Origin of the sequence: Solidesulfovibrio carbinolicus, assembly GCF_004135975.1 — a bacterium.
Lineage (GTDB): Bacteria > Desulfobacterota > Desulfovibrionia > Desulfovibrionales > Desulfovibrionaceae > Solidesulfovibrio > Solidesulfovibrio carbinolicus.
Genome location: NZ_CP026538.1, coordinates 2,080,415 through 2,102,175, shown reverse-complemented (window position 1 = coordinate 2,102,175; position 21,761 = coordinate 2,080,415). Strand labels below are relative to the sequence as shown.

Below are 21,761 nucleotides of genomic sequence, written 5' to 3'. Positions count from 1 at the left end.
CCCATGCCGCATGCTCGCATTCGCATAGACGCCGCCCATGAGATCGGTCCAGACCGGACCTTTGTCATCGCGGAGGTGGGGTCCAACCATGGCCGGGACCTCGGCAAGGCCTTGGAAAGCGTGGACGCCGCCGCCCGTTGCGGCGTGGATGCCGTCAAATTCCAGTCCATCGACCTGAATGCCCTGTATTACGCGCCCGCGGACAACGTCCGCGCCCTGCACGCCCACATCGATTTCGAGGAACGTTGGCACGGGGAACTCAAGGCCGCCTGCCAGCGCCGCGGCGTGCTCTTCGTGTCCACGCCGACGTATTTGCGGGCCGTGGATGTTCTGGAATCCGTGGACGTCGCCCTGTACAAACTCGCCTCGGCCCAGGTCGGCGTATTTCCCCAGCTGGTCGCCCGGGTGGCCGCCCTGGGCAAGCCGACCCTGATGTCCGCCGGCCTGGTCACGCCCGGAGGGTTGGAGGCGTCGGTGGACGCCTTTCGCCGGGCAGGCAACGACGACTACGCCATCCTGCATTGCAACGCGATCTACCCGACGCCGCCCGACCGGACGTATTTGGCCCGGATGGAACTGTTGCGGGCCTTGTACGGATGTCCCGTGGGCTTTTCCGATCACACCCAAGGCATTGCCGTGGCCCTTGCGGCCGTGGCCCGGGGGGCGGCGGTCATCGAAAAGCATTTCACCCTAAGTCGCGGCCTGGACACGCCCGATGCCTTTTTTTCCCTGGAGCCCTCGGAACTGGCCTCGCTGGTGGCCGGCATCCGGGACGTGGAAGCGGCTTGCGCGCCCTGCCGGGCGCGCCTGGCCATCGAAACCGAGGAAAGCGACTTCAAGGAATCCATCCGCTACCGGCTGGTCCTTCGCGTGGCCAAAGCCGCCGGCCAAGCCTTTGCCCCGGGTGACTTTGACTACAAGCGCCATAGCGAGGGCGTGGATTGCGTCGAAGAGGGGCTGGTGCTGGCCCGGATGCAGGCCAGGGGCCCGCTCGACGCCGGAGAACTGCTGCGCTGGGAGATGGTGGAGGGGAAAGCGTGAAACGTGTTTTGGCGATCAATCTCGGCTGGGAGCAGGAACCGCTTCTGGATTTGCTCGGTTCCCTTAATCTGGAAATTTACGGCGTCCATGCCAACGACGGCTACTACAAAGGCATCCGCTATCACGACCTGCTCGTCGCCGACCCCCGGGATTTGCCCCGGCTGCTGCTTTTCGCCCAAAAGGTCCGGCCTGACGCCGTCATTTCCGACCAATGCGACTATTCCCAGTTCGCCCAGGCCGTCATCGCCTCGCGTCTGGGCCTGCCCGGCCCCAGCCTGCGCGACGCCCAGATCGGCAACAGCAAGCTCTTGCAGCGCACCCTCGGCTGGCAGGCCGGTCTGGCCTGTCCCTGTTTCACGCTTTGCCTCGACGCCCAGGACGTGCTGCGTTTCGGCCGCGAACATGGCTATCCGTTGATCATCAAGCCCGTGGACAATCGCGGCAGTTTCGGCGTCAATCGGGTAGACCGGGAAAGCGACGTTGCGCCCGCTTTTTACGACGCGCTCATCCACAGCCATTCACGCGGCGTTTTGGCGGAGACCTTTATCCAGGGCCGGCATTTGACCGTGGACGGCTACGTCTTTCAGGGACTTGGTCCCCGTACGCTGGCCGTGGCCACAAAAACAAAACTGCCGCAGAAACAGTCCATCATTGACGGCGAAATCACCTATCCTGGAGAATTGCCGCCCGCCTTGTACGACAAGGCGAGCGCCGCCCTGGAACGGACCGCAGCAGCTCTGGGCTTCGGCTTCGGTTTTTTGCACGGCGAATTCATCCTCACCGACGCAGGCGAGGTGTACCTGACGGAAATAGCCAATCGCGGCGGCGGGGTGTTCACCTCGGAAATCATCGTGCCCAATGTTTCCGGCATCGACATCCTGTCTGTCTACGTCAATGATTGCCTGGGCACGCCCTTGCTCCCCATAAGCGGCGATCCGAACCACCCCGGCCGGACCCCCACGGTGATGCAGTTGTTCGCCTTTTCCGATCTCCAGGAAGGCATCGTCAAAAAAATCAGCGGCATTGACCTGCTGGAAGCCCGAGAAGACGTCTTGCGGCTCAAGATGCTTATCCGACGCGGCGACGTCGTGCGCGGCATTGCTTCGGGCGCCGACCGGCATGGCGTGATCATCATGACCGCACCGGAGCCACGGGAGTTGAAAAGACGGTTAAGCGAAGCCCTGGCCATGCTGCAGGTGACCATTGAAAAACGTGACGCTTCTTGAGTGCACCTTGCGTGACGGCGCCTACAAAGTCGATTTCATGATCGACCAGGAGACCTGTTGTGCTTTCGCCGAGAAGCTCGTCCGCATCGGCTTCCAGGATATCGAAGTCGGGCACGGGCTGGGCCTTGGCGCATACCGGCAGTATTCAGCCGGTTTTACCGATGAGGCGCTCTATAAGCGCCTTGCGCCTCTGGCCGCGCGCAGCCGCCTCTACAGCTTCTTCATCCCCTCTGTAGGCAAGCCCGACGATTTTCGCATGGCCCGTGACTACGGGCTTTACGGCCTGCGCGTTGGCGCCGAACCGGTTTACGTCCTGGACAGCATTCCAACCCTGGAAGCAGCCAAGTCCCTGGGCTATTTCGTGGCCCTCAACGTGATGAAAAGCTACACCGTCACGCCCGACGGCTTTGCCAAGCTTGTGGAGACCGTCAAGGATTTCGTGGATGTGATTTACCTGGTCGATTCGGCCGGCCACATGCTGCCCGAAGAGCTGCGGGCCTATGTACGGGCCATCCAGGACCGCGTCGGCATGATCGCCTTGGGCTACCACGGCCACAATAACCTGGGACTGGCCGTGGCCAGCGCCCTGGAGCTGATCGATGAGGGTGTGCAATACATCGACACGACCCTGACAGGCATCGGCCGCAGCGGCGGCAACATCCCCACGGAAACCATGCTGGCCGTCCTGGCCAAGAAATACGGCGTCCAATACTGCTCGGACGATTTTCTGCTGCAAACGCTAGGCGTTGCCCGCCAATTTCGAGAATATGTGCTGTCCAAGGGCAAGTCGCTGGATTTTCGTAGCGAGGACATCCTGTTCGGCTACGCCGGTTTCCACTCGTCCTACGAGGATCTCTTGCGCCGCGTGGCCGAACGGCAAGGCCGGGATTTCCATCAGGCCATCCTGGATGTCTCACGACGCGAGCAGGTCTGTCTGACCGAAGCGACCCTGACCGATATCTTTCGAGAAATAAATGCGTCACAGGCAAGCGGAGCCTGGAGCCGCGCTCAAAAAAAGGACGCCTGATGCGGGAGATTCCTCAAAGCATCGCGGCCAACATGGTGCAACGTTATACCAAGCGGTATCGGGACCTTGGCTATCATGTCCGCACGCTTGGCTGGGGCAGCGCCGAACAGCAACGACGCCGTTTTGCCATGACCCTGACCCTGGGCCTCGACCTGACCGGAACACGAGTGGTGGATTTCGGCTGCGGCTTCGGCGATTATTACGACTTTCTCCAGGATGCCGGGGTGTCTTGCCATAGCTACCTGGGACTCGACGTTAATCCCGATTTGCTCCACGAGGCCCGGGCGCGCCATGGGGACGATCCGCGAACCGCCTTTGCCCAGGTGGATCTCACCCGGAAGCAATCCGGCGAACCTCTTGGCGATGTCGGCGTCATGCTCGGCGTGCTCAACCTCAATTTGCACGAGGCCTTCGACAATGAAACATACTCCCGGCAGTTGATCACCCGGGCCTTCGGCCTGGTGCGTCAGGCCCTGATCGTGGATTTTTTAAGTTCCCGCCTGGACCCCGGCTATCCCCGGGAGGACTTTGTCTACTATCACGAACCAGGCAAGATTCTCAATTTCGCCCTGTCGCTGACCCCGGACGTGGTGCTCAAACATGACTACCTACCTTTGCCGCAAAAGGAATTCCTGCTGCTGTTGCGTAAAACCACATGAATATTTTCGATTGCAACATCCATTTCTCCCTCCTGGGGGCTGTGGACAGGCCGCATCTGACCAGTGACGAGACACGCATGGGGCCGGCCGACCTGGAGGCCTGCTTCGACGTGCAGGGCCCTGCCATCCAAGCGGCGGTGCGCGCCGCCAACTTCATGCTGTTCAACCAAGAACTGTTTTTCGGTGACGGATTGGACGGATTCATGGGACGGGTTCGACGCGCCCTGCCCGGCTCCACCTTCACCGCCTTGATCGATTTTCGCCGCCAGGACGCCCCGAACGCCGTGGCCTTGGCCGCCGCCCAGGGCGTACGCGGGCTCAAGTTCCATTCGTACTTCCAACGAATCGCCGAGGAGGATTTTCCAGCGGCCCTGGCCGTGGCGCGTCGCGCTCAGGACCTGGGGCTTTGTATTTGCGTGGACACCAGTTACGGCACGTCAGGCATGTACCGTTACGACAACCTGCGGCTGGCCTGTCTTTTGGCCGAGACGTTGACCGTCCCCATCATCTTGCTGCACAGCGGGGGGCTTCGCGTGTTCGAAGCCATGCTTCTTGCCGAGGAACATGCCCACGTGTATTTGGAAACATCCTTTTCCCCGCATTATTACCGGGGGTCCACCGTGGAGGACAATTTCCGCTGGGCCTATCGCAAACTTGGCGCGCGCAAGTTGTTGTACGGTTCGGACCATCCTTATCTCGACCTGGAGCAAAGCCAGCGCCATATGCGACTTTTTCTGGAACACTGCCGATTTTCCCAAACTGACATCGCCGCCGTCTTCCATGACAACGCCCACAGCTTGTTCGCCTGAGGCCACCCATGGATATTGTCTTTCGACCAGCCGCCCAAACGCCGCAAGACGCCGCCCGCGTCCTCGCCTGGCGAAACGATCCCGTGACCTTATCCATGTTCTACCATAAGGAGCCCAAGGTTTTTGCCGCGTTCTGGCCGGAATACCTTGGCGAGTATTTCAAGCATGGCGATCTGCCCCCGCTGTTTGCCATGGTTGACGGACATGAGGCGGCATTTTTGCGCAGCACTCCCTATCCCGATGGACCGGTCCCGGGGCGGTGCCTGGATATCGACATCAACGTCGTTCCCAATCGGCGCGGACAGGGAATCGGTACGGCCGTCATCCGGGCCATGACACGCCGCCTTCTGGAGGCGTGCCAATGCGTGGTGGCCGAGGTCAAATGCAGCAACACCCCTTCTCTCAAAGCGTTTCAACGCGCCGGTTTTCGCGTCCATGACCAGGCAACGCATCTGGTCGCCGAGACAGGAGAAATCGTCCCCATCGTGCGCCTGACGGCCATGCGGACCCCGTCGTCAAGACTAGGCCAAGATGCCGATGCTGTACTTTGATTTCGACGGCGTGGTGGCGGACAGCGTGCCGGCCATGTATTCCATCTACTCAGAGTTCTTGTTTTTTTATGGTGTAAAGCCGCAACCGGGCGAATTCGAGCGCCTGAACGGGCCGTCCCTGAAGGAAATCGTGGCCTGCCTCAAGCATGCCCATGGATTGCCTGGCAACGCCGGGGAATTGCTGGCCCGATACGAGGCGTTGCGGCGTGACGCCTACGCCGAGCGGATCAAACCCTTTCCAGATGTTCCACGGGTATTGGACAGCTTGGCCGCGGCCGGCCAGACGCTCCATCTGGTCACCGCTTCGGAACCGGGACCGGTGGGGGACTTCTTGGCAAGGTGGCGGCTGGCCGGATATTTCCGGGAAGTGGTTTGCGGCAATGCCGTGGCGCGAGCCAAGCCGGCTCCGGACCTCTACCAGTTGGCCATGGAGCGCAGCGGGGATGTGCCTGCGGCCGGCTTGGCCATAGAGGATTCGGTCAATGGCGTCCGCTCGGCCGCGTCGGCCGGATTGCGAGTGCTTGGCGTTCATGCGCAAACCACGGTTCGGGCGGCGTTGAACGAGGCCGGGGCCTGGCGAACCGCGGCTTGCCTGGGCGCTGCGCTGCCGACATTGGGGGCATGGTGAGAGCCGACGCGATAGTGCTCGCCCGGGGGGATGTCACGGTACGGCTGACGACAGCTCCGGACCTGACTGCACGACTGGCCGAGCTGGAACCGAAAATCGCCGCGGCCTGGGCAAAGGCACGACAGGAGCAACCATGTTTGTATGACGCCCCCGTGCCGCATTTTCTGGAGCTTGAGGAAGTAGGAACGAGGATCGAACTGCGGGCGGCCGTCATAGGCTTTCGGCAGTTGCACGCAGCGCGGCGTCATCCGGAATGGGGGCTTGGCCTGACCCCCATTGGCATTAACGGCACGACGTTGACCAAGGACGGTCACGTGGTGTTTGCCCGCCGGGCGGCCTTTGTCTCCCAAGATCCCGGTCGGTGGGAGTTGGCCCCATCAGGGCATTTGAGCCCCCCCTTCGGGTTCTTGGGGCAATGGAGGCACGAGCCTGACTTGCTGGCGGAATTCGAAGAAGAACTGGGCATGAAGCGCTCACGGGTGACGGCGGTGCACACCCTGGGTGTGCTGCGGGACAATTGGTCACCCATGCTGGACATCTGTTGTTTGCTGCGCGTCAACGCCCTGGCCGACGAAATCCAGTCTGCCATGGTCGCCCTGGCCCCTCGGCAGGAATACGCCGAGGCGGCATTTGTTCCGCTGGACCAAGCGCAAGTTTTTGCCGCCGCCAGGGAACTGACGCCCTCGACCCGCTCCCTGCTGACATTGCTGCCCAAAGCTTGAGCAGCCAATCAGGGGGTCTTATCTATTGCCCTCTCAACAACGACTTTAAGTTCATCTCTCTCCACCGGCTTCGAGATATAGCCATCCATTCCCGCCGCCAGAAACCGCTCCTTGTCGCCGGTCATGGCGTAAGCGGTCATGGCGATGATGGGAATATGGGACTTCTCCCCAAGGTCCGATGACCCTCTGATGGCCTTTGTCGCTTCGACGCCATCCATCACAGGCATCTGGATGTCCATGAGAACCAGGTCAAAGTCCTGTTCGTGCAGGAGGGCCAGGGCTTCCCTGCCATCCTGGGCCGTCGTCACCGAATACCCCATTTTTTGCAACATCCGCTTGCCGGCGAACAAGCTTAATTCCTCATCTTCAACCAAAAGAACGCGCAACGGGGTTCCAGCCGGCTCGTCAGCCTGACGCGGCTGCAGGGCTGCCGGGTCCTGATGCGGGACAGGCAGTTTGAACGGCAGGGAAACGTAAACCGTGGTGCCGCTTCCCGTCGTATTGTCTATCACCATCTCGCCGCCGAGAATTCTGACCAGCTTGCGGACAATGGCCAGCCCAAGCCCTGCCCCCTGGTAGCAACGGGTATAGCTCCGCTCGCCCTGGACGAATGGTTCGAAAATGTCTTTGAGCTGCTCATCGGAAATACCGATGCCGGTGTCGCTCACGGCAAACAACACCCGGACAGCCCCGCTATCCTTCGCCGGAAGAACCATGGCATCGACTTGGACAGAACCGCTTTCCGTGAATTTGAGGGCGTTCCCGACAAGATTGAACAGGATTTGCCGGACGCGCGTTTCATCGCCGATGAGCATGGCCGGCATTTGGGCATCGACATGAAATTCAAAAGCCAGGCTCTTTTCCCGTGCCGTGGGACGGAAGATTTCCAGGATGGATTCCTGGAGGCAGGCCGTGGAAAACGCCGCCTCGATGACCTGCAGCTTGCCGGCCTCGATCTTTGAAATATCCAAGATATCGGCAAGCAACCGGGTCAGTCGTTTTGTCGACTTGATCGCCCCCAGGATGTACTCTTTCTGCTCATCCGTCTGCTCGGTTGTTTGCAGCAACTGGAGCATGCCCAGGACGCCATTCAGCGGCGTCCGGACTTCATGGCTCATATTGGCCAGGAACTCGGACTTTGCCCGCGTGGCGCTCTCGGCGGCCTCCTTGGCGGCCAGGAGCGCCTGGGCGGCTTTTACCGAGTCCGTGATGTCGCGGAACTCCACGGCCCGGACCATTTTCCCCTTGTACGGGAGATTGCGCGCCTCCAGCCGCATGGGAAACTCTTCCCCGTTTTTCCGGCGGCCATATTCCTCATAGGGTTTTTCATACCCCGCCAGGATATGGGACATGACGACATCGCGCGACCGTTCAGCCACCAGGAGCAGGCCATCCATGCCGATCAGCTCATCCCGGGCATAGCCGAACATTTCGCTCAGCCCCAGGTTGCACTCCAGGATGACCCCCTTGTCATGGATGGCAATGCCGCCAAAGGAAGCATTATGCAACGCCTTGAAGCGTTCCTCGCTCTCCCGCAGCGCCTCTTCAGCCATTTTGCGGGCGGTGATGTCTCGGGCAATGCCCAAAACGCCGATCAAACGGCCGTGGGCATCGTACATCGGGGATTTGACGGTCTCAAACAGGCCGCTGTAACCGTCTTCGGCAAAGGTCAGCCACTCTTCGTTAATCCTGGGGCCGCCGGCTTCAATGGCCTTGCGGTCATTGTCCCGAAAAAAATTGGCCAGCTCCTTGTTAAAGAAGGCGTAATCATCCTTTCCGATGATCGCTGACTCATCAGTTCCGAAAAAAAGTTCAAATTTTTTGTTGCATTGCAGATAGATTCCATTAACATCTTTGAGCCACACCATGTCTGGGATGGAATTTATTATGGTTCTCAGCATGAACTCTGAATTTGCCAAAGCCTTTTCAGCAGTAATCCGCAATGTAATATCGGCAAACATCGCAAAAGAACCGTCAAATTCATTCTGAGCATCTTTCAAAGATTTCGCTGAAACCATTGTCCACAGTTCTGTTCCATCTTTTCGTCGAAAACGCCGCTCATAAACTTCGTCCTTCCCGGCGTGTCTCTGGTCCATGCGTTGTCGGTGGAGGTCCATATCCTCAGGGAAAAAAAAGTTCTCGACTTTCTTGCCTATTATTTCATCAGGACTATAGCCGAGCATGGTCGCCATGGCTGCGTTGACATAGGTCGTCGCATGCTTTCGGTCCATGGCCCAGATTCCCTCGTTGGCCGTATCAACCAACAGCCGGTATCGCTCCATGCTCTCGATCAATTGCCGACCTGTGCGTTCACGCTGGAGATAATTGACCAACAACGAACCCAACAACGCGGTCCCGATGGGATAGATGACAATGACCGGCAGCGCGATATGGCTTAACACCTTCATGGCGACATCCCAGGGGAGGGTCAGCATCAACGCCAGCATGACAATATGCACGACCAGACCGAACAGATACAGCTCGCGCCAGGTCATCTGATGCAGTTGGCGTCCCCTGTAACATCGCCAAACCGTACCGATAATGCCTGAAGCCGCTATGACGCCAACGCCTGTCCAGGCCCCCAGTCCGCCCTGGCCCAACCGTAAGGCCGAAGTCATGACTACAGCGATCGCCGTGGACAACGGGCCGAAGAAGAGGCCTGTAATCCCCACCAGGACAGAGCGCGTGTCAAAAACCACCCCGGGCATCAGCTTCCACGGCGTCAGCATGACGACCACGCCAATGGCCCCGAGCGCAATGCCCGTGACCACCTGGGTCAGGAACGTATTGTTTTTTTTGAAGCGGACGACAGCCACCTCAAAGAGCAGCGCGACCGCCAACAAGAGAGAAACATTCTGAAACAAACCTATGAACGAACTGTGTTCCATGTGAAGCCCATTTATAGTAACATGCTAACGAAACAGCGCAGCACACAACACTAAAAAGCCAGAATGAGCCTCATTACCACTACGCACCGAAGCATTCGGCAACGGATACAAATTGCCATATTTTCTATGAGTTCACAGCTACCGTTCGGAAAAGTGCCCCGAGCGTAATGGCGTTCTCACAAACTTCCTACCTTCATCGGGTTTTTTCAGCAATCACTCAACAGCACTCATCAAGCAAGGCGTTGATTTACATTTCAATTTCAAAAAAAAGAGAGCATGGCCGAAGGTTTTTCAGCCATACTCTCTTTCACTGCGCTGCAGCAGATCCAATCTGAGGACTCTTGTATTACTCCGCACACCCCGCCGCAGGATTTTTGCATGTTTCAGGCTCGCAGCCAGGGACTTCGACGCCATCAACCTCGTGCACGGCGACGTAGGGACTTAAAAATTTAATTCTCTCCCGATGGCATGGCAAAACGAGCCACGTTTCTGTAGGGGTCGATTCGACAACTTTGACGGTGACGCCTTCGGGAATGGCGACGCCCTCTTCGGCCAACACCGCCTTCGGGTCAGCCAGCAATCGTTTCTTAAAATCCGCGTCGCAACATGATTTTTCAACAATTGAATTCCATGAGCTGTCGTCCATAGTTGTCCTCCTGCGCTCGGTTGACTGCACACCAAAGACATCAACAACCATCAGACACCAGTCAGCTGTCGCTCGCACAAAGATTCAAAAAACCATTTTTGCTTCAAAGAAAAACCTGTTTCCGGCTCACAACACCCTTTTTCAGGCGGAATCTTCCAGGGACCGGCCATCCGCAGCAGACAGGTGTTTTGCCTTCAAGTGCCCACGAAGCCTCGCCTCATCTGCTGTCGCGATTTCATGGCTCCCAAGATTATCGTGCAACGTTTGCATCATCCGGACGAGAATAGGATGGCGCGGGGTGGCAAGCTTGTAATGCATCCATTTGCCGTCCCGCCTTCCGGACACCCATCGTTCTTTCTTCAAGTATCCCAAATGCCTCGACACTTTCGGCTGCGGCAACTCCAGGGAAGCCGTCAGATCGCACACGCACAGTTCCCCGTGTCGCAGCAGATTGAGCAGGCGCAGCCGGGTCGGGTCTGCCAACGCCTTCAATCCTTCCGCCAGTTCGTCCATGCTTCCTCATGTATTCGTTTAGGCGAATTTGTCAATATGTTTGAAAGCGGAAACAACTCTATTGGGTCACGTCCGTCAACGTGGTGTAAATTCCGGTGTGCTTGAGGTGGCAATCGGTTAGGCTGCCCTGGGTGGGATTTGGGCTGGCTGCGCCTCGTTGGGTTGGGTGTTGAGTTCGGCCATGGCCTCGACCTGCATGTAGCGGCTTTGCAACTGCCACTCGTCGTTTTGCTCCAGCAAGATGGCCCCGATGAGCCGGATGATGGACTGCTCGTTGGGGAAGATGCCGACCACGTCCGCTCGCCGCTTCACCTCTTTGTTCAGCCTTTCCAGCGGATTGGTACTGTGCAGCTTGACCCGGTGCTGTGCCGGGAAGATCATGTAGGCCAGCACGTCGTGCTCGGTTTCGTCGTAAGCGCAAATTTCGCCCCTTCTACCGGCCCCCCTTTGTCTCTGGCATTCTTGCCTCCAGCAAGGAGTGGCAAGGATGTCGGAGAGCAACAGGAAGCGTCGAACATCAGCGGCGAAGCTGGGTTACTGGCGGGAGCAGGTGGCCGCGTGGCGTGAAAGCGGGTTGAGTCGGACGGCGTATTGCCGTCGCGCTGGTGTTTCGGCAAGCTCCTTGGGACATTGGGTGCGTCGACTTGTCCGTGAGCAGGACAGCCGGGATGCCGTGCCGGTCGTCGTGGCCGTCGCCCCGCAGCAACTGGCCTCCGCCTTGTCCGACGTTCGTCCTGGCCGTGTTCCCCTGCGCCTGCACGTGGGCGAACGATTCCAGGTGGATATCGCCGAAGATTTTGCCGCGCCAGTACTGCGAAGGTTGCTTGATGTCCTGGCCGGGATGGAGCGCTCGGCGTGAACATCCTCGGCCCGGGCGCCAAGGTCTACCTGGTGCTGGGAACGACCGACATGCGTAAGGCCATCAATGGGTTGTCGCTGCTGGTGGCTGAGCATCTGGAGATGGACGTCTTTTCCGGACATTTGTTCGCCTTTTGCAACCGAGACCGCAGCATCATCAAGATTTTGTATTGGGATAACAACGGATTTTGTCTCTGGCAAAAGCGACTGGAGAGGCATCGCTTCCCTGCCCAACGATCCCGCCGCGCTCAAGGAACTCCTCGTCGACAAGGCCAGCTACATCGCCCAACTGGAGGAGCAGGTCCGCCTGCTCAAGGCGATTCTCCATTTGGCCAAGTCGGAACGCCAGGCCAAGCCCACGACCAAGGAAATGCAGTACTCCCTTTTCGACGAAGCCGAGGCGGTGGCCGGAGAGCAGTCCGAAGCCATTGAAAGCGGGGAGGTTGCCGTCGCCGCCCACGCCCGCAAAAAGACCGGCCGCCGTCCGATTCCTCAGGAATTTCCCCGCGTCGAGGTCGTTCACGACATTCCTGAAGCGGACAAGGTCTGTCCCTGCGGCTGCGAACTCACTCGCATCGGCGAGGAAGTCTCCGAGAAGCTCGACTTCATCCCGGCCACCATACAGGTTATCCGCCACATCCGGCCCAAGTACGCTTGTCGGGCCTGCGAGGGCACCGAGGACGACGGTCCGACGGTCAAAACCGCGCCCATGCCCCCGCAGCTTATCCCCCAAGGGCTGGCCACCCCGGGACTGGTGGCTTATGTGCTGGCCTCGAAGTTCGTCGATGGTCTGCCGTTCTACCGCCAGGAACGCATATTTGAGCGTCTGGGCCTGGACATCTCCCGGGCAACCATGTGCGGCTGGGCTCTCCAGGTGGCCCGGGCCTGTCAGCCCCTCGTCGGCTTGCTCTCCGAGGAGAGTCGCTCCGGGCCAATCATCAACTTGGACGAAACCGTCGTCCAAGTCTTGGGCGAAGTAGGTCGGGCCAACACCAGCCCGTCCTATATGTGGCTGGTTCGGGGAGGACCACCCGAGCACCCGGCAGTCCTTTTTCACTACGCGCCCACCCGATCCGGACAGGTGGCCGAGGAACTCGTCGGCGATTTCCAGGGCTACCTCCAAACCGACGGCTTCGCCGGCTACAACGCCCTGGGCGAGCGCGAGGGGATCATCCACGTCGGCTGCCTGGCCCACGTGCGCCGAAAATTCGTGGAAGCGCTCAAGGCCGGCTCGAAAAAAAGCTCCGGAGGCACGGCCCAGACCGTCGTTGACCTCATCGGCAAGCTCTATCACCTGGAAAAGCAGGCCCAGGACGCGAAATGCGACGCCGACCAGGTCCATGCCATGCGCCAGGCCAAGGCCACGCCGATCATGGCCAGGATCAAGGCGTTGCTCCTGGAGCGGGAGAAGACCACGCCGCCCAAGAGCCTGCTCGGAAAAGCCATTGCCTATGCCCTGGGGCAGTGGGACCGCGTCGCCGTTTACCTCAAGGACGGGCACCTGCGCCCCGACAACAACCTGGCCGAGAACGCCATCCGCCCCTTTGCCGTGGGCCGGAAAAACTGGCTCTTCTCCGGCTCTCCCGCTGGCGCGGCCGCCAGCGCTGCCCTCTATAGCCTCATCGAGACCGCCAAGGCCAACGACCTGGAGCCGCTGCGCTATCTCCACTTCCTCTTTGAAAAGCTGCCACTGGCCAAGTCCCAGGACGATTTCCGGGCCCTGCTGCCCCAGCATCTCGATTCAAAGACCATCTCGGCTTAGCCGGCAAACCCTCATAGCCCGTAGACGGACCGCCGTGAAGGTGGGGAGCACTTTGCGCTTACGCTGGAGTTTCTCCTCAACGCCATGGCTTTCAACCTGAAAAAAGCCGTACTAAAGGCAGCCTGTTGAGTATAAGTGCCTCCTTTGGCGGCGAAAGCTGCCGAAGAAGGTGGAAAACAGCCTGAGTCCGGCGGAAAATCACGTAAAACTGCCGATCTTACCCTCGAAAAAGACCAGAAAGACGGAATTCAGGGACCTCAAAGAATTGTGCAGTGGCCTCACGAGGAAAATGCTTTACGCAAAAAGAAAGGAAACAGTAGAGAGAAGCTCCGCCGATTCTAAGGAATTGCAAGGACACAGATACGCGAAAATGCGAGGTCTGTCGAAGATACGCGAACAATGTCTACTCTGTGCTGCTGTCTTCAACATGAAAAAGATCGCTTTGTACCTCTCCAGAGGGGGGAGAAAGCCCCCAGTCGGAGGTGGTGCGTCCTGGACGGCTATCTTATATTGTCGAATCGCGTCTTTCTTTTTACCAAGATACTTTTCCTTCGTCTGTGCTTAACAGCCGCAGAAAAAAACAAACCCCCTCCGTATTTGCTGAAGGGGGTTTGTCAGTGGTCTGAGCCCCTTGCGGGGCTTGGGAGTCCAAGACGGGCGGCCCGAAAAGGGCCGCCCGGTCGTCAGACGGGACATTTGACTTCCTTGGTCGAGCCGGGGCCGGCCAGGGGACGGAAGCACTTCTTTCCGCCGCCGCAGATAGGGCATTTCCAACCCTCGGGAAGGTCTTCGAAGGACGTTCCGGCCGGAATCTTGCCTTTACGGTCCCCCCGGTCGGGATCGTAAATGTACCCGCAATTGGTGGTCTGGCACTGCCACATGTTCTCAGGCGCGGACATGCTCGCTCCTTTGTCCCGGGACGCCGAGCGCCCCGGCCAGGCTCGTGTCGCATCCACGAAAAGGGAATCGTTGCTTCGTGGACTACAGACGAAATCCAATCCTTTTCTTAAAAAATACGCTCGTACTTTTTAAGAGGCGCAACACTAGTCGACCTTGAAAAACGCCTTGGCCAGGGCCTGGCAGACCGGGCACTTCTCGGGAGCCGCGCCGGCGATGGTGTAGCCGCACACCGAGCAGACGTACCAATCCTCGACGGGATAGCCGGCGGGGTCCTTGGCGGCGGCGGAATAGAGCTCGGCGTGGAGCTGCTCGACGGCGTTGGCAAAGGTGAAGCCGCGCTCGGCCGCCTTGTCGCCCTCGGCCTTGGCTTCCTCGATCATGGCCGGGTACATGCTCTTGAATTCGTGGGTCTCGCCCTCGATGGCGGCCTTGAGGTTCTCGGCAGTGGTGCCGATACCCTTCATGTTGCGCAGATGGGTGTGGGCGTGGACGGTCTCGGCGGCGGCGGCGGCCTTGAACAGCTTGGCCACGCCGATCATGCCGTCTTTTTCCGCCTGGGCGGCAAAGGCGAGATACTTGCGGTTGGCCTGGGACTCGCCGGCAAAAGCTTCCTGCAGATTGTTCATGGTCTTGGACATCATTGGCTCCTTGTATTGAGTTGGGTTGATTGTTTTCACAAGCCAAGGCAACGGCGACACACACCGCGAACCAGCACCTGGGCGTCGCGCACACGGCCCCAGGCCGCCACTTCCGGCGGCAGATCTGCCAGCCCGGCTCCGGGCATGACGAAATCTTCGATACCCCCGCACTGCAAGCACACCAAGTGGTGATGGGGCGACGCGTCCCCGTCGAAGCGGCTTTCCTCGCTCCCGCCCGGCACCCGGGTCACCAGCCCCCGCGCCTCCAGCGACGCCAGGGTGCGGTAGACCGTATCCAGGGAAATGGCCGGAGCCGACTCCCGAACCCGTCGCCAGACCGTCTCGGCCGAGGGATGATCCCGGGCCTCGACCATGGCCTTGTATACCAGATACCGTTGGTTGGTAAACTTGAGGCCGCTTTGGGCGAACAGTTTTTTGAGGGCGTCGATCTGCATAAGTCTTATTCCTAGTTGCTGTTGATTCCTATTTAGAGACTCTGCCCTGCCTCGTCAACCCTTTTTTTAGTTTCCGGTCAAAATCTACATCCACCAATGCCTGCCGGCACGCCACAGGTCGGCCAGGGTCAACGCCCTGCCCCGACCGAGTTTCTTGGCCAGGTAGACAAAGAGATAAGCGGCGGCCAGGGCGTCGTGGCGGGCGTCATGGGCGGCGAACTCGGGCAGGCCGTAGCGACGGCAAAGGCTTGCCAGATCAAACGCGGCGTGTTCCAGCCCGGCACCGCCCCCCGGGGAAAGACGCTTTTCCTCGTAAGCCATGGCCAGGCGCAGGGTATCGATGCAGGGCGCGGCCAGATCCCCGCCAAAGAAACGGCGGCTGGCGGCGTTTAAAAACCCCATGTCCAGATCGACATGGTGGCCGACGACCACAGCCGGACCGATGAAATCCAGAAGGCCGGCCAGGACCTCATCCAGGCCGGCGGCTTTACTGAGGGCCGAGGCCGTCAGGCCATGGACCAGGGACGACTGGCGGGGCACGTCGCGCGGCGGCCGGGTCAAGGCGGCGAAGGTCTCGCCGGCCATGATGGAAAGGCCCCGCAAGCGCACGGCGGCCACGGACACGACGGCGTCGCGTTTGGGGTCAAAACCGGTGAGTTCGGTGTCGAGAACCACGAATTCGAGGTTGCCCAGCCGCGCCCCGGCCTCGCGCCCGGCCTGGGCGGCTCGGTGGGCGGCCAGGGCCGGATGGACCGGGGGCCGGACAAAGGGGCGGCCCAGGCGCTCCCAAAGACCGGCCAGAAACCGGCTCATTGCCCGGCCTCCATCCCGGCAAGCATCCCGGCCAGGGCCTGTCGCAGGGCCTCCACGGCGGCAAAGGCGGCCCGGCATTCCTGGCGTTTCCGGGCGGAGAGCGTCCCCGGCCGGGCCACGACATCGGGGTCGGCCTGGCCGGCCAGCCGGGCGGCCAGACGTTCGCCCTCGAAAAACGCCCAGGCCTGGCCGGCGTTTTGGGCCACGCTCTCGGGCAGATGGCCCCCGGTGGCCAGGGCGGCCAGACGCCTGACAGTACCGAGTTGCGGCAGTCCGTGAAAGGCCGCCGCCAGTCGGGTCATGGCCACAACCGCCCCGCTGCCGCGTCCGTCGAGATCAAAGGCCGGGGCAAAGCCCCCGGCTCGCTCGGCCAGCTTGCCCTGATGCACGCCAAGGGGCGTGGGCCGGGCCACCACCGCGCTCAAGGCGGACAGCAGCAAGCCCGGGTCCGGCCGATCCGTGGCCAGCCGTTGCCGGACCGCGTCCATCGTTCCGGCCCCGCCCACGGCCGGCAGCAGGTCCAGGCCGTCCAGGTCGCGGCCCTGGGCGGCCAGGGCGACTAGGCCGGAGAGCCGCACCGGCCCCAGGAGCCGGCCGCCGCCCAGGCGGCAGGCGGCCAATTCCTCGGCCAAGGCCGGCAGCACGGCCCGGCAGTAGGTGTCCATGGCCCGCTCCAGGATATCGTCCCCGCCGCAGTCGATGGCCACGACGGCGTCCAGGCCCTGGCCGGGCAAAAGCTCGCGCCGGGCGGCCGGCCCCAGGAGCAGCCAGCACCATTTGCCCGGCGGCGGGCCGAAACGCCGCTCGGCCAGCTCCACCAGCCGCCCAAGCAGGCCCTGGGCGGTCATGGCCAGGATGCCGCCCACCGTGGCCGCCCCGGCCCCGCGCGCGGCCAGGGCGGCGGCCAGGGGGCCGGCCCGATGGGACAGGGCCACAAGGTCGTCCAGGCAGGCCGCCCGGCGGATGGCCCGCAAGAGGGCCATGGGCGAACGTCCGTGGGCCAGGAGCAGGTCATTGGCCGTGACCAGCCCGGCCGGCTCCCCGTCCCTGGTCACCAGCAGATGGCGGATGCCGGCCTCGGTCATGCGGCTTAGGGCCTCAAAACAGGGCGTGGCCGCGTCAATGGCGGCCACGGGCGTGGACATAAGCGTCTCGACCGGAGCGGCAAGGCCCATGCCCCGGGCCACGGCCCGGCGCAGGTCGCGATCGGTGACGATGCCGATGACCGTGCCCGAAGCCTCGCGCACGAGCACCGAACCAACTCCGGCTTCCTCCATGACCCGGGCCGTGGTCGGCAGATCCGTGCCCCGGGGCACGGACACGATGCCCGGCGAGGCCACCTCCCCGGCCAGCCGGGTGAAGAGGTAGTCCCCGTCGGCCTCGGCCGCGTCCAGCCCCAGGCCGTCGTGGGTCCGGCAGGCTTGCTTGTCCAGGCAGTTGGCGAAATAGGCGGCCACAAAGGGATGCCGCCTGGCCATGGCGGCATAGGCAGCGCCGGGCAAGCGCACCAAAAACGCGTCGCTGGCGGCCACGGCCCGGTAGCCGTCCGATGCGCCGGGTAGCGCGCCGCCAAGGCCGAAACACTCCCCTTCTCCACGCGCGTCGGCCAGCCCCGGGGCGTCACCCTGGCCGACAAACACCACCGCACCGCGCTGGATGCAGCATACGGCCGGCTCGATTTGGCCGTCGGCCTCGGCGATGGTCTCGCCTTCAAGAAACAGCTCCACCCGGCCGGCGGCGGCCAGGATGGCCCGTTCGTCTGGCGGCAGCCGGTCAAAGGGCGGCGCCACGGCGAGGAAGGCGGCCACGGCATCGGGTTGGCGCGAGGGATCGGGCAGGGACATGGCGGCCTCCGGGGTCAGGTCAGACAGTGCAGGCTGAAGTGGTGCTTGAGGATTTCGGAGAGCCGGCCGGCGGCGCGCAGGGCGGCGTCGAGATCGGCCAGGGCCTGGGCGGACAGGCGCGAGGGAACCAGACGGTTGTCGGCGATTTGCCCCCGGCTCCAGGCCGTGGCCTGGGCGGACAGGCGCAGGGACTGGACCCGGGCCAGGCCGTCTTGCAACGCGACGGCCAATTCCGGTTCCAGGCGCTCGGCCGCGACCAGGCCGGCCAGCCGCCCCAGGGTGTCCGGCGCGGCGATGCCGGCCTCCAGAGCCAGGGCCTTGACGCCAAGGACCAGCGGGTACACGGCGGCGGCCTTGAGATCGAGGCTGCCGTGGCCCAAGCCGAAAAGCCCGCTCGGCAGATGGCCGAAGATTCGCGTCGGCGGCCCAAAACGCAGGGCCTCCCGGGCCAGCCCACGGGTGAGCAGACTCGACTCCATGCCTCGGCGACGCACCCGTTCAGCCAGGGCGGCGGCCAGGGAGGTCTCGCCCCAGACCGGACGCAGGTCGGCCAGAAGCGAAATGAACAGCACCGCCTCCTCATCCGGGCGGGCGGCGGCGGCGTCCACGGCCGCCAACCAGTTCGCAAGGGGCCGTCGCCAGGCCGGATTGGCGGCCATGATACCCTTGGGGCACGGCGGCATGCCGGCCTCGGCCAGCAGGCGTTCCAGCCGAGCGGCAAAGGCGGCCAGGGCCGCCTCGTCGATGCCGTCGCCTAGGATCAGGGCGTTGTCCTGGTCCGTGGCCAGGAACTGCTCGCGCCGGCCCTGGCTGCCGAGCACGGCCAGGCAGCACGGACCGGCCGTCTCGGGAAACTTCGGCGGCCCGGACCGGGCCAGTTCGACCGCCCGCACGAGAAACGCGTCATAGAACTGGCTGGCCAAACGCCCGGTTTCCAGGGCGTCGGCCTGGGATACGGCCCGGTCGGCGATGCAGCGGCGGATGCGCTCCAGCTCACGGCCCAGGGTCAGGCTGTCGGGAGCGGCGGACAAAGCGGCGACTATGGCGGCGGTTTCGGGGTCCATGACATCTCCCAAGCCTGGCGACAAACGACAAAACGGACCGGGGAAGGCCTCCCAGGTCCGTTTGCTGGCGATCACTCCGCGCCCACTCCCAGATAGTTGCGGATCTGCTGGGCAGCGTAGAGGGACTGGGCCCGGGCGTCGGGAACCAGCACCGAACCGAGCCAGCCGACCAGGAAGGCAAAGGGCATGGACACCAGGGCCGGGTTCTTCCAAGGGAAGATGGGGGCGGCGTTGCCGAGAATGTCCACCCAGACCGTGGGCGACAGCACGATGAGCCCCACGGCGGCCGCAGCGCCGGCCACGATGCTGGCCGTGGCCCCGAAGGTGCTGGTCCCCTTCCAGAGGATGGAGAGGATGAGCGCCGGGAAGTTGGCGCTGGCGGCGATGGCGAAGGCCAGGCCCACCATGAAGGCCACGTTTTGGCCCTTGAAGGCCAGGCCAAGCAGGATGGCGGCCACGCCAAGGCCGATGGTCGCCCGCTTGGCCACCTTCATCTCGTTTTCCTCGGTGGAGCGGCCGGCCCGGAACACGTTGGCGTAGAGGTCGTGGGACAGGGTCGTGGCTCCGGCCAGGGTCAGCCCGGCCACCACGGCCAGGATGGTGGCGAAGGCCACCGCCGCGATGAAGCCCAGGAACACCGTGCCGCCGGTCACTTCGGCCAGGAGCAGCGCGGCCATGTTGCCGCCGGCGTCCATCTTGAGGATCACGTCGCGGCCCACGAGCACCATGGCGGCGAAACCGATGATGAAGGTGAGGATGTAGAAGTAGCCGATGAGTCCGGTGGCGTAGAACACGGATTTGCGGGCGGCCTTGGCGTCGGGCACGGTGTAGAAGCGCATGAGGATGTGGGGCAGCCCGGCCGTGCCGAACATGAGCGCGATGCCAAGGGACACGGCGTCCAGGGGGTTGGCGACCAGCCCGCCGGGATTGAGCACTTTTTCGCCGTAGGTGGCGGCGGCCGCGCCGAAAAGGGCCGTCACGTCGAAGTCGAACCGGGACAAGGCCATGAGCACCATGACCGTGGCCCCGGCCAGGAGCAGCACGGCCTTGATGATCTGCACCCAGGTGGTGGCGAGCATCCCGCCAAAGAGCACGTAGGCGATCATGACCGCGCCCACGATGATGATGGCCGTTTCATAGGGCAGGCCGAACATCATCTTGATCAGCGACCCCGAACCCACCATCTGGGCAATGAGGTAGAAGCACACGGTGAGAAGCGAACCCACCGAAGCGGCCACGCGGATGGGCTTTTGGGACAGGCGATAGGCCACCACATCGGCGAAGGTGTATTTGCCGAGGTTGCGCAGGGGTTCGGCGATGAGAAACATGATGATGGGCCAGCCGACCAGGAAGCCGATGGAATAGATGAGGCCGTCGTAGCCCTTGAGCGACACAAGGCCGGCGATGCCCAGGAACGAGGCGGCGGACATGTAGTCGCCGGCCAGGGCCAGACCGTTTTGCCAGCCCGTCACCGAACGGCCGGCGGCGTAGAACTGCGAGGCCGAGCGGCTGCGCCGGGCGGCGTAATAGGTGATGACCAGGGTGGCCACGATAAAGACGAAGAAAAAGATGATGGAGGTGGCGTTGGGCTGGCCGATGGTGCTGGTAAAGGTGTTCATCCCTGGTTCTCCCGCATGGCGCGTTTGATGGTGTTCACGGTGCTGTCGTAGTCGTCGTTGGCCCAGCGCACGTACAGGCCGGTCAGCAGCCAGGAGGCCAGGATGACGCCAAGGCCGACCGGAATGCCCAGGGTCAGGCGCTGGCCGACGCGTTCGGCGAAGATGTCGGGGCGAAAAGCCAGGATGATGATGAAGCCGTAGTAAATGGACAGCATGAGCGCGGTCAGGGTCAGGGAGACGGTCCAGCGTTTGCGCACGAGGGCGGAAAACTGGCCGGCGTCCGGGGCGTGGGCGGCGGGCGGGGCGTTGTCTGGTTGCATGGATCGTGCTCCTTGTCTCCGGCCTGGGGCCGGGCCGGGGTTGGTCCGGGCGTCCCGTCGGCGACGGCCGCCGCTTGGGGATGGGCCACAAATAGGCGGCCCGCGACAACGCGGCACGGGAATTTCGGCGGACGGCGGGAATGACCCCATGGCGGGCGGACGGCGGCGGGAAACCGGGGAAACGCCGTTTACCGGCGCGTGACTACCGTTGGCCGGGACGGACGGCCCTAAATCGGCGGCTGCGGATTTGGGCCAGGCCGCGGAGAAAGACGCCCACGACAAGAGACGGGCATTGTCGATGGAATACAGTTCTGGGCGGGCCTGGACGGCGGGAAACTACAACGGCAGTTCGAGCTGCTTGGGACGGCGTTTTTCCGCGATGAGGCGCTTGAGCTTTCGGGGCGAGACGCCGATGCGGTAGGGCCAGACCGGGCAGGCGGCCTTTTCCCGGCAACGACGGATATCGCCGCGATCCCCCAGGGTGCAGCGCAGGCAGAAGCGGCGGATGACCCGCACCACACGTACGCCGAAGCCCTCGGGCACTTCCTTTAAGCGTAGCGGATGGAACGGACAGTCCGCATCGACGCAGCCGGCGACCAGGCTGCGCTGGCCGCCCATGCAGGCGGTCAGGCAGTAGCGGCGAACGGCTTCGATGGGGGATACGGTTTTGGCGGCGTCGCCCTGGCGCATGGGTCCTCGCGGAAGCGGCCGACGGCTCTTGCCGCGCGGCCCGGAATTTCGCCTTCCATAGTCCGGCCCACGGCGGCTGGCAACCGCC

At 62.4% G+C, this 21,761-nt stretch carries 22 protein-coding genes and 3 pseudogenes; 12 read left to right on the top strand and 13 right to left on the bottom strand.

Going from position 1 to position 21,761, the window contains the following annotated elements:
• Positions 1 to 3 precede the first annotated feature (3 nt).
• The 8 genes from C3Y92_RS09370 (at position 4) to C3Y92_RS09335 (ending at position 6,663) form a co-directional block, all read left to right on the top strand.
• Entirely contained in the window at positions 4 to 1,041 is a 1,038-nt protein-coding gene (locus tag C3Y92_RS09370; protein WP_129351921.1) for an N-acetylneuraminate synthase family protein, read from the top strand.
• A complete protein-coding gene (locus C3Y92_RS09365) occupies positions 1,038 to 2,267 on the top strand; it encodes an ATP-grasp domain-containing protein (RefSeq protein ID WP_235669671.1) in 1,230 nt (409 codons plus the stop codon). The genes C3Y92_RS09370 and C3Y92_RS09365 overlap by 4 nt, the downstream gene beginning before the upstream one ends.
• A complete protein-coding gene (locus C3Y92_RS09360; RefSeq protein WP_235669670.1) occupies positions 2,254 to 3,294 on the top strand; it encodes a beta/alpha barrel domain-containing protein in 1,041 nt (346 codons plus the stop codon). The genes C3Y92_RS09365 and C3Y92_RS09360 overlap by 14 nt, the downstream gene beginning before the upstream one ends.
• Positions 3,294 to 3,953 carry a class I SAM-dependent methyltransferase gene (locus C3Y92_RS09355; RefSeq protein WP_129351917.1) on the top strand — a complete coding sequence of 220 codons (660 nt, stop codon included), beginning with the start codon at positions 3,294 to 3,296 and terminating at the stop codon, positions 3,951 to 3,953. The genes C3Y92_RS09360 and C3Y92_RS09355 overlap by 1 nt, the downstream gene beginning before the upstream one ends.
• Positions 3,950 to 4,762: an amidohydrolase family protein gene (locus C3Y92_RS09350; protein WP_129351915.1), complete on the top strand. Its 813-nt coding sequence runs from the start codon at positions 3,950 to 3,952 to the stop codon at positions 4,760 to 4,762. The genes C3Y92_RS09355 and C3Y92_RS09350 overlap by 4 nt, the downstream gene beginning before the upstream one ends.
• 8 nt (positions 4,763 to 4,770) lie before the next feature.
• Complete coding sequence (locus C3Y92_RS09345; RefSeq protein ID WP_129351913.1) at positions 4,771 to 5,313, top strand: GNAT family N-acetyltransferase; 543 nt, start codon at positions 4,771 to 4,773, stop codon at positions 5,311 to 5,313.
• Complete coding sequence (locus C3Y92_RS09340; protein WP_129351911.1) at positions 5,294 to 5,941, top strand: HAD family hydrolase; 648 nt, start codon at positions 5,294 to 5,296, stop codon at positions 5,939 to 5,941. Before C3Y92_RS09345 ends, C3Y92_RS09340 begins: the two co-directional genes overlap by 20 nt.
• 137 nt (positions 5,942 to 6,078) lie before the next feature.
• Positions 6,079 to 6,663 carry a hypothetical protein gene (locus C3Y92_RS09335; RefSeq protein WP_129351909.1) on the top strand — a complete coding sequence of 195 codons (585 nt, stop codon included), beginning with the start codon at positions 6,079 to 6,081 and terminating at the stop codon, positions 6,661 to 6,663.
• Positions 6,664 to 6,671: 8 nt separating this feature from the next.
• Here the strand turns inward: C3Y92_RS09335 and C3Y92_RS09330 are convergent, their stop codons facing one another.
• The 4 genes and pseudogenes from C3Y92_RS09330 to C3Y92_RS09315 form a co-directional block, all read right to left on the bottom strand.
• The gene (locus C3Y92_RS09330; RefSeq protein WP_129351907.1) at positions 6,672 to 9,551 is read right to left on the bottom strand and encodes a PAS domain S-box protein; all 2,880 of its coding nucleotides are present in this window, start codon (positions 9,549 to 9,551) and stop codon (positions 6,672 to 6,674) included.
• 346 nt (positions 9,552 to 9,897) lie between these two features.
• Positions 9,898 to 10,197 (bottom strand): NHLP leader peptide family RiPP precursor, encoded by a 300-nt coding sequence (locus C3Y92_RS09325; RefSeq protein ID WP_129351905.1) that lies wholly within the window; start codon positions 10,195 to 10,197, stop codon positions 9,898 to 9,900.
• Positions 10,198 to 10,338: 141 nt separating this feature from the next.
• On the bottom strand, positions 10,339 to 10,710 hold the full coding sequence (locus C3Y92_RS09320; protein ID WP_129351903.1) for an ArsR/SmtB family transcription factor: 372 nt from the start codon (positions 10,708 to 10,710) through the stop codon (positions 10,339 to 10,341).
• Between the two features lie 117 nt (positions 10,711 to 10,827).
• Positions 10,828 to 11,121: pseudogene (locus tag C3Y92_RS09315) on the bottom strand (transposase); the annotation flags it as partial.
• Positions 11,122 to 11,197: 76 nt separating this feature from the next.
• Here C3Y92_RS09315 and tnpA point away from each other — a divergent pair.
• The 4 genes and pseudogenes from tnpA to C3Y92_RS21465 all read left to right on the top strand — a co-directional run.
• Positions 11,198 to 11,569 carry an IS66 family insertion sequence element accessory protein TnpA gene (tnpA, locus tag C3Y92_RS09310; RefSeq protein ID WP_129351901.1) on the top strand — a complete coding sequence of 124 codons (372 nt, stop codon included), beginning with the start codon at positions 11,198 to 11,200 and terminating at the stop codon, positions 11,567 to 11,569.
• A 50-nt stretch (positions 11,570 to 11,619) separates the two neighbouring features.
• A pseudogene (gene tnpB, locus C3Y92_RS21830) lies at positions 11,620 to 11,751 on the top strand (IS66 family insertion sequence element accessory protein TnpB); the annotation flags it as partial.
• Positions 11,744 to 13,330: an IS66 family transposase gene (gene tnpC, locus C3Y92_RS09300; RefSeq protein WP_408021678.1), complete on the top strand. Its 1,587-nt coding sequence runs from the start codon at positions 11,744 to 11,746 to the stop codon at positions 13,328 to 13,330. The pseudogene tnpB and the gene tnpC, both read left to right, overlap by 8 nt.
• Positions 13,331 to 13,616: 286 nt before the next feature.
• Positions 13,617 to 13,895, top strand: a pseudogene (locus C3Y92_RS21465) (transposase); the annotation flags it as partial.
• A gap of 118 nt (positions 13,896 to 14,013) precedes the next feature.
• On the opposite strand, the gene C3Y92_RS09290 reads toward C3Y92_RS21465, so the two are convergent.
• The 9 genes from C3Y92_RS09290 to C3Y92_RS09250 form a co-directional block, all read right to left on the bottom strand.
• Positions 14,014 to 14,229, bottom strand: coding sequence for a rubredoxin (locus C3Y92_RS09290; protein WP_006920538.1), 216 nt, complete (start codon positions 14,227 to 14,229; stop codon positions 14,014 to 14,016).
• A gap of 144 nt (positions 14,230 to 14,373) precedes the next feature.
• Positions 14,374 to 14,868 carry a rubrerythrin family protein gene (locus C3Y92_RS09285; protein WP_015860664.1) on the bottom strand — a complete coding sequence of 165 codons (495 nt, stop codon included), beginning with the start codon at positions 14,866 to 14,868 and terminating at the stop codon, positions 14,374 to 14,376.
• Positions 14,869 to 14,903: 35 nt separating this feature from the next.
• Positions 14,904 to 15,323, bottom strand: coding sequence for a Fur family transcriptional regulator (locus C3Y92_RS09280; protein ID WP_129351899.1), 420 nt, complete (start codon positions 15,321 to 15,323; stop codon positions 14,904 to 14,906).
• Between the two features lie 84 nt (positions 15,324 to 15,407).
• Positions 15,408 to 16,136, bottom strand: coding sequence for a 3'-5' exonuclease (locus C3Y92_RS09275; RefSeq protein WP_129351897.1), 729 nt, complete (start codon positions 16,134 to 16,136; stop codon positions 15,408 to 15,410).
• Positions 16,133 to 17,980 carry a CBS domain-containing protein gene (locus C3Y92_RS09270; protein WP_129351895.1) on the bottom strand — a complete coding sequence of 616 codons (1,848 nt, stop codon included), beginning with the start codon at positions 17,978 to 17,980 and terminating at the stop codon, positions 16,133 to 16,135. The genes C3Y92_RS09275 and C3Y92_RS09270 overlap by 4 nt, the downstream gene beginning before the upstream one ends.
• A gap of 14 nt (positions 17,981 to 17,994) precedes the next feature.
• Positions 17,995 to 19,044 carry a DUF294 nucleotidyltransferase-like domain-containing protein gene (locus C3Y92_RS09265; protein ID WP_129351893.1) on the bottom strand — a complete coding sequence of 350 codons (1,050 nt, stop codon included), beginning with the start codon at positions 19,042 to 19,044 and terminating at the stop codon, positions 17,995 to 17,997.
• 71 nt (positions 19,045 to 19,115) lie between these two features.
• Positions 19,116 to 20,663 carry a sodium:solute symporter family transporter gene (locus tag C3Y92_RS09260; RefSeq protein WP_129351891.1) on the bottom strand — a complete coding sequence of 516 codons (1,548 nt, stop codon included), beginning with the start codon at positions 20,661 to 20,663 and terminating at the stop codon, positions 19,116 to 19,118.
• Positions 20,660 to 20,983, bottom strand: a complete 324-nt coding sequence (locus tag C3Y92_RS09255) for a DUF485 domain-containing protein (protein ID WP_129351889.1) — start codon at positions 20,981 to 20,983, stop codon at positions 20,660 to 20,662. The genes C3Y92_RS09260 and C3Y92_RS09255 overlap by 4 nt, the downstream gene beginning before the upstream one ends.
• Positions 20,984 to 21,319: 336 nt before the next feature.
• On the bottom strand, positions 21,320 to 21,673 hold the full coding sequence (locus tag C3Y92_RS09250) for a hypothetical protein (protein ID WP_006920530.1): 354 nt from the start codon (positions 21,671 to 21,673) through the stop codon (positions 21,320 to 21,322).
• Between the last annotated feature and the right edge of the window lie 88 nt (positions 21,674 to 21,761).

What these genes read in the sequence shown, in the direction of transcription:
- C3Y92_RS09255 (WP_129351889.1), bottom strand. Translation starts at nt 20,983, where the DNA reads ATGCAACCAGACAACGCCCCGCCCGCCGCCCACGCCCCGGACGCCGGC.
- C3Y92_RS09330 (WP_129351907.1), bottom strand. Translation starts at nt 9,551, where the DNA reads ATGGAACACAGTTCGTTCATAGGTTTGTTTCAGAATGTTTCTCTCTTG.
- tnpA (WP_129351901.1), top strand. Translation starts at nt 11,198, where the DNA reads ATGTCGGAGAGCAACAGGAAGCGTCGAACATCAGCGGCGAAGCTGGGT.
- C3Y92_RS09270 (WP_129351895.1), bottom strand. Translation starts at nt 17,980, where the DNA reads ATGTCCCTGCCCGATCCCTCGCGCCAACCCGATGCCGTGGCCGCCTTC.
- C3Y92_RS09320 (WP_129351903.1), bottom strand. Translation starts at nt 10,710, where the DNA reads ATGGACGAACTGGCGGAAGGATTGAAGGCGTTGGCAGACCCGACCCGG.
- C3Y92_RS09345 (WP_129351913.1), top strand. Translation starts at nt 4,771, where the DNA reads ATGGATATTGTCTTTCGACCAGCCGCCCAAACGCCGCAAGACGCCGCC.
- C3Y92_RS09260 (WP_129351891.1), bottom strand. Translation starts at nt 20,663, where the DNA reads ATGAACACCTTTACCAGCACCATCGGCCAGCCCAACGCCACCTCCATC.
- C3Y92_RS09275 (WP_129351897.1), bottom strand. Translation starts at nt 16,136, where the DNA reads ATGAGCCGGTTTCTGGCCGGTCTTTGGGAGCGCCTGGGCCGCCCCTTT.
- C3Y92_RS09250 (WP_006920530.1), bottom strand. Translation starts at nt 21,673, where the DNA reads ATGCGCCAGGGCGACGCCGCCAAAACCGTATCCCCCATCGAAGCCGTT.
- C3Y92_RS09350 (WP_129351915.1), top strand. Translation starts at nt 3,950, where the DNA reads ATGAATATTTTCGATTGCAACATCCATTTCTCCCTCCTGGGGGCTGTG.
- C3Y92_RS09325 (WP_129351905.1), bottom strand. Translation starts at nt 10,197, where the DNA reads ATGGACGACAGCTCATGGAATTCAATTGTTGAAAAATCATGTTGCGAC.
- C3Y92_RS09280 (WP_129351899.1), bottom strand. Translation starts at nt 15,323, where the DNA reads ATGCAGATCGACGCCCTCAAAAAACTGTTCGCCCAAAGCGGCCTCAAG.
- C3Y92_RS09290 (WP_006920538.1), bottom strand. Translation starts at nt 14,229, where the DNA reads ATGTCCGCGCCTGAGAACATGTGGCAGTGCCAGACCACCAATTGCGGG.
- C3Y92_RS09370 (WP_129351921.1), top strand. Translation starts at nt 4, where the DNA reads ATGCCGCATGCTCGCATTCGCATAGACGCCGCCCATGAGATCGGTCCA.
- C3Y92_RS09355 (WP_129351917.1), top strand. Translation starts at nt 3,294, where the DNA reads ATGCGGGAGATTCCTCAAAGCATCGCGGCCAACATGGTGCAACGTTAT.
- C3Y92_RS09340 (WP_129351911.1), top strand. Translation starts at nt 5,294, where the DNA reads ATGCCGATGCTGTACTTTGATTTCGACGGCGTGGTGGCGGACAGCGTG.
- C3Y92_RS09265 (WP_129351893.1), bottom strand. Translation starts at nt 19,044, where the DNA reads ATGGACCCCGAAACCGCCGCCATAGTCGCCGCTTTGTCCGCCGCTCCC.
- C3Y92_RS09285 (WP_015860664.1), bottom strand. Translation starts at nt 14,868, where the DNA reads ATGTCCAAGACCATGAACAATCTGCAGGAAGCTTTTGCCGGCGAGTCC.